At 64.4% G+C, this 10,356-nt stretch carries 12 protein-coding genes; 9 read left to right on the top strand and 3 right to left on the bottom strand.

Annotated elements, in window-relative coordinates:
- The first annotated feature begins 26 nt into the window (after nt 1-26).
- From crtI to AC5Y42_RS20765, 8 genes are read left to right on the top strand one after another with little or no spacing between them, the layout of a single operon-like run.
- Nucleotides 27-1,547, top strand: coding sequence for a phytoene desaturase family protein (gene crtI, locus AC5Y42_RS20730; protein ID WP_499900462.1), 1,521 nt, complete (start codon nt 27-29; stop codon nt 1,545-1,547).
- Complete coding sequence (locus tag AC5Y42_RS20735) at nt 1,544-2,479, top strand: phytoene/squalene synthase family protein (RefSeq protein WP_499900446.1); 936 nt, start codon at nt 1,544-1,546, stop codon at nt 2,477-2,479. The genes crtI and AC5Y42_RS20735 overlap by 4 nt, the downstream gene beginning before the upstream one ends.
- Nucleotides 2,476-2,805 (top strand): lycopene cyclase domain-containing protein, encoded by a 330-nt coding sequence (locus tag AC5Y42_RS20740; protein WP_499900447.1) that lies wholly within the window; start codon nt 2,476-2,478, stop codon nt 2,803-2,805. The genes AC5Y42_RS20735 and AC5Y42_RS20740 overlap by 4 nt, the downstream gene beginning before the upstream one ends.
- Nucleotides 2,802-3,113 (top strand): lycopene cyclase domain-containing protein, encoded by a 312-nt coding sequence (locus tag AC5Y42_RS20745; protein ID WP_499900448.1) that lies wholly within the window; start codon nt 2,802-2,804, stop codon nt 3,111-3,113. The genes AC5Y42_RS20740 and AC5Y42_RS20745 overlap by 4 nt, the downstream gene beginning before the upstream one ends.
- Nucleotides 3,100-3,825: a class I SAM-dependent methyltransferase gene (locus tag AC5Y42_RS20750; RefSeq protein WP_499900449.1), complete on the top strand. Its 726-nt coding sequence runs from the start codon at nt 3,100-3,102 to the stop codon at nt 3,823-3,825. Before AC5Y42_RS20745 ends, AC5Y42_RS20750 begins: the two co-directional genes overlap by 14 nt.
- Nucleotides 3,822-5,345, top strand: coding sequence for an oleate hydratase (locus tag AC5Y42_RS20755; protein WP_499900450.1), 1,524 nt, complete (start codon nt 3,822-3,824; stop codon nt 5,343-5,345). The genes AC5Y42_RS20750 and AC5Y42_RS20755 overlap by 4 nt, the downstream gene beginning before the upstream one ends.
- Nucleotides 5,342-6,343, top strand: a complete 1,002-nt coding sequence (locus AC5Y42_RS20760; RefSeq protein WP_499900451.1) for a DUF5914 domain-containing protein — start codon at nt 5,342-5,344, stop codon at nt 6,341-6,343. The genes AC5Y42_RS20755 and AC5Y42_RS20760 overlap by 4 nt, the downstream gene beginning before the upstream one ends.
- 11 nt (nt 6,344-6,354) lie before the next feature.
- Complete coding sequence (locus AC5Y42_RS20765; RefSeq protein ID WP_499900452.1) at nt 6,355-6,795, top strand: DUF2784 domain-containing protein; 441 nt, start codon at nt 6,355-6,357, stop codon at nt 6,793-6,795.
- Here AC5Y42_RS20765 and AC5Y42_RS20770 read toward each other — a convergent pair.
- Complete coding sequence (locus AC5Y42_RS20770; protein ID WP_499900453.1) at nt 6,779-7,165, bottom strand: PPOX class F420-dependent oxidoreductase; 387 nt, start codon at nt 7,163-7,165, stop codon at nt 6,779-6,781. The genes AC5Y42_RS20765 and AC5Y42_RS20770 overlap by 17 nt on opposite strands.
- A gap of 196 nt (nt 7,166-7,361) precedes the next feature.
- Between AC5Y42_RS20770 and AC5Y42_RS20775 the strand changes: the two genes are divergently transcribed.
- On the top strand, nt 7,362-8,843 hold the full coding sequence (locus AC5Y42_RS20775) for a cryptochrome/photolyase family protein (protein ID WP_499900454.1): 1,482 nt from the start codon (nt 7,362-7,364) through the stop codon (nt 8,841-8,843).
- A gap of 21 nt (nt 8,844-8,864) precedes the next feature.
- On the opposite strand, the gene AC5Y42_RS20780 is transcribed toward AC5Y42_RS20775, so the two are convergent.
- Both AC5Y42_RS20780 and AC5Y42_RS20785 read right to left on the bottom strand, forming a co-directional pair.
- Nucleotides 8,865-9,491, bottom strand: coding sequence for a flavodoxin family protein (locus tag AC5Y42_RS20780; RefSeq protein WP_499900455.1), 627 nt, complete (start codon nt 9,489-9,491; stop codon nt 8,865-8,867).
- Nucleotides 9,492-9,612: 121 nt separating this feature from the next.
- The coding region (locus AC5Y42_RS20785; RefSeq protein ID WP_499900456.1) for a class I SAM-dependent methyltransferase at nt 9,613-10,356 on the bottom strand (744 nt) is incomplete at its 5' end.

Consider the following 10,356-nt stretch of genomic DNA (forward strand, 5'->3'; position numbering starts at 1 on the left):
ATCGCCGGCCCGAGGATCTGTCGGTGATGCGGACAACCCGGGGACGCGACGGCCACGTCGTGATAATCGGCGCCGGTTTGGCCGGTCTGTCGGCGGCACTGCATCTGGCCGGGCGTGGTCGCTCGGTCACGGTAGTAGAACGTGAGGCGTGGCCGGGTGGACGTGCCGGCCGGCTGGACGTCGGTGGCTACCGGATCGATACCGGGCCCACAGTGCTCACCATGCCCGAAATCATCGATGAGGTGTTCGGTGCCGTCGGTGAAGCGCTCTCCGACCGCTTGGAATTGCTTCCGGTCGATCCGGCATATCGGGCCGTGTTCGCCGACGGCAGCAGTATCGACGTCCACAGCGACGCCGATCGAATGGCAAACGCAATCGAGACATTCGCCGGTTCCCGGCAAGCTGCCGGCTATCGCCGGCTGCGCGATTGGTTAGCCCGCCTGTACCGCGTCGAGTTCGACGGGTTCATCTCCGCGAACTTTGATTCGCCGCTGGCGCTGCTGACCCCACAACTGGCCCGGCTGGCTGTGATCGGCGGATTCCGCAAGTGGGACACCATGGTCAAGCGCTACATCAGCGACGCGCGGCTGCGGCGGGTGTTCACTTTCCAATCCCTCTATGCCGGCGTGGCCCCGCAGGATGCGCTGGCAGCTTATGCGGTGATCGCCTACATGGACACCGTTTCCGGGGTGTTCTTTCCTCGCGGCGGGATCCGTGCACTACCGGATGCGTTGGCCACTGCTGGTGTCGACGCGGGTGTGCGATTTCGCTACAACTCGACTGTCACCGGCTTGGAGCGCGACGGCACGCGCATCAAGGCAGTCCAAACCAGCAGTCGTGAGCGCATTGAGTGTGATGCCGTGGTGCTGACCAGCGAACTGCCCACCACGTACGAGTTGCTCGGCCGCACGCCCCGCCGCTTCCGGCCGCTGCGGGCATCGCCCTCGGCGGTCGTGGTTCATGCCGGCTGCCGCAGCCTGACGTCGGCGACTGCACATCACACGATTCTGTTCGGCGATGCGTGGGACCAGACATTCACCGACATCATCCGCGACGGGCAACTCATGCGCGATCCGTCGTTATTGGTCACCCGACCGACAACCAGCGACTCGGGTCTGGCTCCTGCCGGACACGACCTGCTGTATGTGCTTGCCCCTGCACCAAACCTGGACCGCGGGAAGGTGGATTGGTCCAACGTCGCAAAACCCTACGCCGACAAGCTTATCGATACCGTTCGCGACCGGCTGCTGCCCGATCTGCGTGACAGTGTCGAACTGCTCGACGTCGTCGACCCCACCGACTGGGCTCGTCAGGGCATGGTGGCCGGCACGCCATTTGCGCTGTCGCACACCTTCGGTCAGACCGGGCCTTTCCGCCCGGCAAACCTCGTGCGTGGTATCGACAACGCGGTGTTAGCCGGATCCTCGACAGTGCCTGGCGTGGGCGTGCCGACCGCGCTGATATCCGGACGGCTCGCCGCCGACCGGATCACCGGCGTCGTGGACCGACCCCGACGCCACCTCGACATGAAAGCCCACTTGCCATGATTCGCAACGAGTTGGACGCTGCCGGCATCGACGACCGACTGCTTCGCGCAGCATATCGCCGCTGCCGCGAAATCAACGCCGCCCACGGACGCACCTTCTTTCTGGCCACCCGGTTGCTGGCCCCGGACCAAAGACCGCCGGTTCATGCGCTATACGGCTTCGCCCGGCACGCCGACGACATTCTCGACGATCTGGACCCGGCCCTGACCAACACCATCAGGGCCGAACGGCTTGCCCGGCTCTCGGACCGGTTTTTCACCGGCAGCCGGGCCGACGACCCGGTGCTCGCGGCGGTTGCCGACACGGCGCGCCGTTACGGTATCGGCTCGGATCTCTTCGATGACTTCTTGGCGTCGATGCGGATGGATCTGACGGTTACCGACTATCCCGACCGAAAAGCCCTCAACCGTTATATGCGCGGTTCGGCGGAAGTAATTGGGTTACAGCTTCTTCCGATACTCGGAACCGTCAGCTCCGTCGAGGAGGCGGCACCGTACGCGGCGGCCCTCGGTCAGGCATTCCAACTGACCAACTTCCTGCGTGATGTCGATGAAGACCTGATGCGAGGTAGGATCTATCTGCCGGCAGACGAACTTGCCGCCTACGATGTCGACCGGGATCTGCTGATGTGGTGTCACGACCATCGTCGCACCGATGTCAGGGTGCGTCACGCACTGGCCGACCAGCACGACATCACCCGGCAGATCTATCGGTACGCCGGCGACGGCATAGCATTGCTTGCTCCGCGTTCACGCCCCTGCGTGACAACCGCCATGACCTTGTATTCCGAGATCTTGCAGCGCATCGAGGCGTGTGATTTCGCGGTGTTCAGTCGCCGGGCCAACGTCGGCATGGGGCGACGGCTTCACGTGGCCGGCGTCGGCCTCTTCCAGGCATGGCGCGCACGCACTGGTCAAAAGCACGCCGCATGAGCGATCGCTGGCAATACCTTGTGGTGCTGGCCGGTTGCCTGGCGATCACCCTCCCGTTGGAGTTGTTCGGCCGGGGTGTCTATCGGCAACCGCGACGACTCGTTGGTGCGGTGCTGCCCGCTGCGGCGATATTTCTGATCTGGGACGAAGTCGCGGTCGCCGCGCATTTCTGGACGTACAACCCGGCCTACATCACCGGTGTACACGTTCCATTCGGGGTTCCGATCGAAGAGGTCTTGTTCTTCGTCGTGATCCCGTTGTGCGCACTGCTGACCTACAACGCGGTGAGCACCATTCTCGATCGGGTGAAGGTGAATCGCCGATGACGGGGCTGGGATACACGGCACCGGCCGTGCTGGCCGTTGTCGCCGTTTGTGCCATCGAACTGGCGGTGCTGCGCACCGGCCTGTTTCAGCGCCCGGCCTACTGGCTGTCGATGCTGATCGTGCTGGGATTTCAGGTCCTCGTCGACGGCTGGCTGACAAAGCTCAGCGCACCGATCGTGGTTTATGACAATCGCCAGACCAGCGGCGTACGCTTCCCGTTCGATATCCCAGTCGAAGATTTTCTGTTCGGCTTCGCGCTGCTCACTGCGGTGCTGCTGTTGTGGGAGCGCCAGCGTGAGCGCCGGTAGAATCTCGTTGCGCGCCAGCGGTTTAGCGCGTGCATTCGACGCCGGCGCAGCGGCCTACGATCGACTGGTCAGCGCCAATCCCGGCTACCACCCGAACTTGCGGCGTTCGGCACGCCGAATGCGACTGGCCAACAATGGCAAGGGACTGCGACTGCTCGACGCTGGGTGCGGTACCGGCGCGTCAACCGCAGCGCTGCTCACGGTTGCGCCCGAGGCGGACATCGTCGCGGTCGACGCGTCGGGTGGAATGCTCGATGCAGCACGGGCGAAGGACTGGCCGGCCTCGGTGCGCTTCGTGCACACGCCCATCGAGCAATTGGCACGTCATGGCGTCACCGGACCGTTCGACGGCATCCTGGCGGCGTACCTGGTGCGCAACCTGGATGACGCCGATGCCCAGTTGCGGCAGTTTCGCGCGCTGCTGCGGCCGGGGGGCATCTTGGCGATTCACGAGTATTCGGTGCGCGACTCCTCTGCTGCCACCCGCATCTGGCATGCGGTCTGCTGGGGGATCATCATCCCCACCGGATGGTGGCGCACCCGCGACGCCACGCTTTATCGCTATCTGTGGCGCAGCGTTTTGGCTTTCGACGGGGCGGCGAGCTTCCGGCGCCGACTGTCAGAAGCCGGGTTCACCGCCGTGCACAGCGAAACGATGCCCGGGTGGGAGGCCAACATCGTCCACACTTTTCTCGCTCACACGCCGCAATGATGGATCGCCGCCACGAAACTCACTTGGCACCAGAGGGTTTGCCGAGTGTCGATGCGCTGCCGTGCCGCCCCAGCGCTGTCGTCGTGGGCGCCGGCATCGCCGGTCTGGCCGCCGCGACCGGTCTGGCCGAACGCGGTGTCGCCGTCGAGGTGATCGAGCGAGAGCACTACTTGGGTGGACGGGTAGGCGGCTGGACCGAATCGCAGGATGGCAGCCACCTAGCGATGAATCGCGGCTTCCACGCTTTCTTTCGGCAGTACTACAACCTGCGCGCACTACTGCGCCGAGTTGACGCTCGACTGAGCATGCTCACGCCTGTCCACGACTATCCGCTGGTCGATGGCGCGGGCCGACGCGACAGTTTCCGCAATCTGCCGCGCACCCCACCCTGGAACGCGCTGGCGTTCGCCATCCGCAGTCCCACCTTCCGTCTTGCCGACCTGGCCCGCCTCGATGCGCGGGCCGCCGCACCGCTGGCGGCGTTATCGGTACCGCAGGTCTACGCTGAGCTCGACCACATCGACGCCGAAACATTTTTGAAGAGCATCAACTTTCCCGAGGATGCACGCCATCTCGCCTTTGAAGTGTTCTCGCGCAGTTTTTTCGCCGACCCTTCGCAATTGTCGGCTGCGGAGTTGGCGACCATGTTTCACATCTACTTTCTCGGGTCCAGCGAAGGACTTGTTTTCGACGTCCCGACCTCGAACTACGACACTGCACTGTGGGAGCCGCTGCGGCGCCACCTGGAGTCTCATCGCGTGCGGTTCCGGCTCGGCACAACCGTGACCGGCATCGAAACCGATGCAGCACAGCCGTTTCGCGTGCACACGGACTCAGGAGAAAGTATGGACTCCGATGCGGTGGTGTTGGCGACCGATGTCACGGGTTTGCAGCAGATCGTGGCAGCGTCGCCCGGCCTGGCCGACGACGTATGGCGCGACCGGATCGCACGGCTGCGTACCGCGCCGCCCTTTGTGGTGCATCGGTTATGGCTCGACCGGCCAGTGGCTTCCGGCCGTCCGGCATTCCTGGGCACCGCCGGCCGCAAACCGCTCGACAACGTCAGCGTCCTGGAGCGCTACGAACGCGAAGCAGCTGACTGGTCGCAGCAGCATCACGGTTCTGTTGTCGAATTACATTGCTATGCCGCTGGTTCCCCACCGCTGCATGACACGGTGCTCGGGCAACTACACGAGCTTTACCCGGAGACCGCGACGGCGCAGGTGGTCGTCGAGCGTGTTCTCCAGCGCAGCGACTGCGCGCTGTTCGCGCCGGGCTCCCACGCTGACCGACCCACTGTCAGCACTCCGCAACGGGGACTGGTGTTGGCCGGAGACGGAATTCGCATCGACTTACCCGTCGCACTGATGGAACGCGCGGCCACGACCGGTTGGTGCGCCGCCAACCAACTGTTGGCCCGATGGGACGTCGCCGGGCACCCGCTGCATACTGTTCCCAACCGAGGCCGGTCGCCGCTGCTGCGCTGGCTCGCGACCCGTGAGAAAGCCCAACGACAATGAGCGTTCTGCAGAAGTTACGCGGGCATTGGCCTAAAGACTGGCCGCTGCAACTCATGGCACACCCGTCATGGCCCACGCAGCGGCCCACGTATCGCGAGGCCCAACCGGCCATCATCAACGCGGCACTGCACCGCGCTGAACAGAGACCGACCGGTAACTGGTACGTGTTTGCCGACAGCCGCGCGGTTCGTCGGGATCGCCCGTTCGGGACGACTGTTGCCGGTGTCGACGTCGTCGCATGGCGTGACCGGCACGGCGTGCTTTGCGTCGGCCCGCAAAGCTGCCCGCACCTCGGTGCCGACCTCGCAACCGGCACGGTGCACCAGGGCTCGTTGATCTGCCGATGGCATGGGCTGACCCTGGACGGCGATACCGCCAAACTCGGCTGGAAACCGTTGCCCAGTCACGACGACGGTGTACTGGCATGGGTTCGACTCGATGGTGCCGGCGGTGAACCACCGCTGGACACGCCGGTGATCCCGTCCAGACCGATCGGCGAGACGTTACCCGCCGTCACCCACCTCGTGGGTGTGTGCGAGCCGTGCGACATCATCGCCAACCGCCTCGACCCCTGGCACGGAGCGTGGTTTCACCCATACTCGTTCGCCCGGCTCGAAGTGCTGGCTACTCCCAGCGAACAAGCCGATCATTTTTTGGTTGCGGTGACCTTCCGCGTCGGCGGATTCGGCGTGCCAGTCATCGCGGAATTCACCAGCCCGGCGGCACGCACTATCGTGATGCGCATCGTAGACGGGGAGGGCGCTGGCAGCGTTGTCGAAACCCACGCGACGCCCATTGGTTTCGGAGAGGACGGCAAACCGCGCACGGCCGTCATCGAGGCCACCATCGCACAGTCAGACCGGGCCGGGTTCGCCCGGGCACGCCGGGCGGCCCCGTTGCTGAGACCTCTTATGCGCTACACCGCCAGCCGGCTGTGGCGGGATGATCTCGCGTATGCCGAGCGTCGCTATCAGGTCCGGCGCAATCCGGCGAAATAGGACCGCCGAACATGTGCAGGCAGCCATGCACTCGGCGTGCGGCCACTCCCCTGCGCCAACGCCATTCAGTCCCCGACAAACCTTATTTCGCCGCCGCTGTGTTGCTGATCGTCAGCGCGCACCTTGCTTACCTCATCTATGTGCCGAGCGGCGGATTTCTGGCATTGCGCTGGCCACGCACCCTCCTGCTGCACGTGCTGGCGGTCGTGTGGGCCGTGGCGGTGATTTGCTTCCGATTGCCTTGTCCGTCGACATATCTCGAACAGTGGGCCCGAGCTCAGGCGAACATGGATCCGCTGCCCGCAACCGGCTTCATCGACCGCTACGTTGCCGGTGTTTTCTACCCCACCGGCCGTACTCGTGTCGCGCAGGCCAGTGCCTTATTCGCAGCGGGCGTGTCATGGGTCGTCGTCGCCAGCCACCGCGGCCGACGTCCTAACCAGCGGCTTTGACTTCGATCCCGATGTGCACCTTGTCGATACCGCCGCGAACGATCGAGTGCGCATAAAACCACCAGGCGTGGTACCAGTAGCGTTTGAGCACGGCGTTGTAGACGCGGCGCGTCTCCGACTTCGGCAGCACCGTGGCAGTCGCCTCGACTTCTTTGCTTGTGGGCTTACCCAATGCCCCGCTGGTAGCGAGTGTCACCCGGGGGGTGTTGCGGATCCGCTTGACCTTCCACGAGTCGTCGTCGGTGATGACGAGGAGCCGGTCGCCGGCAGGCACGCCCCAGATCGGTGTCGGCTTGGGACGGCCATCCTTTGTGAACGTCGTCAGCAGCAGATACTTGGATTTGATAACGTCCGTGAAGTTGGCGGCCACGCCCTTTTCCTCCAGTGGTCGAACTTATGCCTCATGGCAGCGGTTCCCAACGCAGACTAACGGACCGTGCCGGACCGCCGTCCAGACCTCGGGTTCACCTGGTTGGGCCGGCTCAGAACGGGAACATCCATGTCGTGTTCAATCTCGGCCGGGTGCCCGTCAACCCATCACCTACACCGCAGGGCGTGAGCTTGCGTTGAAAGGACTCAGCAGGCGGTGGTGTTTCGCGGACCAGTTGGGTCCGCACTTTCTCGACGAACCCGATCAGCCGGTGCTGTTGATCGAGTCACGCGCAGTCTTTGCACGCCGGCGTTTTCACCGGCGTAAAGCCCACCTGGTTTTGTCCGCGATCCGCCACCGCGCCGCCGAGCTCGGTGATCAAGCCCAGTTCATCCAGGCGCACACATATCGGGATGCGTTGGCCGGCGTTGGCGACCCGATCACGGTATGCCAGCCGACGTCGCGGGTGGCGGATCGGTTTGTCCGAACGCGGCCGTCGGTCCAGGTACTGCCCGCCCGCGGTTTCGCCACGAGCAGAGACGAATTCGAGCAATGGGCGGCCGGTCAGCGCAGTTTGCTGCTGGAAAACTTCTACCGCGATGCTCGCCGCCGCTTAGGCATCCTGATGGACGGCGCCGACCCGACAGGCTCGCGCTGGAATTTCGACGCCGACAACCGCGACCCGCCGCCCGGGAAGTCGACTCGACTCGAGGTGGCCGCACCCTGGTTTCCCGAGGAAGACGAGATCGATGAGCGCGTCCGAGCCGATTTGGACCGCTGGGAACGCGACGGCACGGTGTCGTTTGTCGGGCGCGACGGCCCCCGTGAATTCGCGGTCACGCAGGAGGAAGCTCAGCACGCCTTCGATGTCTTCGTTCGACGGCGGCTCTTCGACTTCGGCCGCTATGAAGACGCGATGATGAAGGACGACTGGTGGATGTCGCACAGCCTGCTGTCAGCTCCGATGAATTTGGGTCTGCTCGATCCGCTGGACTGTGCCTACGCGGCGCAGGACGCATACCGCGCTGGATCGGCCCCACTGAACAGCGTCGAAGGCTACATCCGGCAGCTGATCGGTTGGCGCGATTATGTCTGGCACGTCTACTGGCACTTCGGCGAGAGGTACCGCACGCGAAATGCGTTGGCCGCAAGAGGTTCGCTGCCCAGGTGGTTCGCCGAGTTGGACGCCGATGCAGTGCAGGCCTGCTGCCTGCGCGACGTGCTGGCCGACGTCCGCGACCACGGATGGGTGCATCACATCCCACGACTCATGGTGCTGTCCAACTACGCGTTACAGCGCGGCTGGCATCCCGCCGCGCTGACCGACTGGTTTCACCGCTGTTTCGTCGATGGCTACGACTGGGTGATGGTACCCAACGTCATTGGCATGTCACAGCATGCCGACGGTGGCCTGATGGCAACCAAGCCGTATGCGTCCGGCGGTGCCTACATCGACCGGATGAGCAACTACTGCCGGCACTGCCGTTTCAACCCGAAAAAGCGGATCGGTGAGGATGCCTGCCCCTTTACGGGCGGCTATTGGTGGTTTATGCACCGCAACCGCGATCGACTTGCCGGAAATAAGCGGATGTCGCGGCCCTTGGCGGGGTTGCAACGACTCTCAGACCTCGACGCGGTGATCAGGCAACAGCGCCGGTTAGGCGATCACGCGCCATAGCCTTCGGTTCGGCGGTGGCGATTACCGGTAGGAGGGGTACTCGTTTCCGCGTAGCACGTCGGCCAGGTGGGCGGCATTGCGGGCAGCGGCGGCAGTGGTAGTGGCCACTGCCTCGGGCACCTCATCGAGATCGTTGAAGTCGTTGCCCTGCATGGCTTCACCGTTCCAGTAAGTGCAGCCCTGCGCCGGAATGCTGAAGCCGATGTCGTTGAGCGCCTGGAAGAGGTCGGCGACGACCTTGTGCGCGCCATCTTCGTTGCCGACCACGGCCGCCAGCGCCACCTTGCCGACCATAGCCGGCCGACCCGCGTCGTCGGTGTTGGACAACTCCGCGTCCAGCCGTTCCAGGACCCGCTGTGCGACGCTGGACATGTGCCCCACCCATGTCGGGGTGGACACGATCAGGATGTCTGCGGCGCGAATCTTTTCGCGGATTGGTGCCCATTGGTCACCAGGGCCCATGTCTGCCTCGACGCCGGGCAAGACGGAGAAGTCTACGGCCCGTATCGATTCGCCCTCGACATCGTAACGGCGCAGTTGATCCAGCAGTTGAGTCGCCATGAGTTCGCTGCTCGACGGTGTTCCGCCGGGCTTCAACGTGCAGATCACCGCAAGGGCGCGAAGGCCCCGTCGTCGCGTTGGTGCCACGACAGCCGCATACCCCGACAGTGCGGCGACGAAACGATGCCGCAATGGTTTCGGACGTCGAAGCTGCGTTGGCCACCGAACGCGGTCGACCGAGTGGCCTGGTGGAGGTCGATGCCGGCGCTTACCGTCGCTGCAGAATGAGCAGTTCACCCGCAATCCGGGATGCTGCAAGCAGTTTCGCCATGCGTCCGCTCTGATCCTCCGCCAAGCACCAGGCGCGTTTGCCACCATGCCGGCGGCCCAGTTCGGCACTCACGGTCTCTTCTTGAGTTTGCCATTCTGGCCTCGCGGGCGGCATGTCCACCAGGCCACGCCGGGCGGTTATGCGCATCTCGGCCTGGCACACCATGTCATCCAGCGCTTCCTCGGAAGGGAAGTTGTTGCCGTCCGGCTGCTCGTCGTGCTCAGGCATTCGCTTGACGAACACCAGTAATCCGATGCCGCCGGCCGGCCGTACGACCCGGCGCAGTTCTTCGAGTAGCGCCAATTGCGATGACGTCGTGCACAACACTCCCAACGCCCACGCGCTATCGCAACTTTCGTCGGCAAGAGGAATCGCCGACGCCGAACCTTGCAGCACCGGGAAGCCGAACAGCTTGCGGGCCGCACGGCAGGCGCCGAGTTCGGGTTCCAGCAACACCGGCCGTACAGCTCGTCGCCGGCTGGCGTACGCCGCCGGTCCTCCCAGACCGGCCCCACAGTCCAGGAGCACCTGCCCGGAATCGAGTCGCAGCGAATCGATGAGCCAGTCCAGTGCTGCCGGGCTGCCGCTGCCTCGGCAAGCCGCCGGGATGTGGTAGGAGGGCCCTAATGGGAACTGATCAGCGAGCCTTCGATCGGTGATGGTCTGTTCGGGTGATGCTGA

Source organism: Mycobacterium sp. NGS48 (assembly GCF_059812585.1).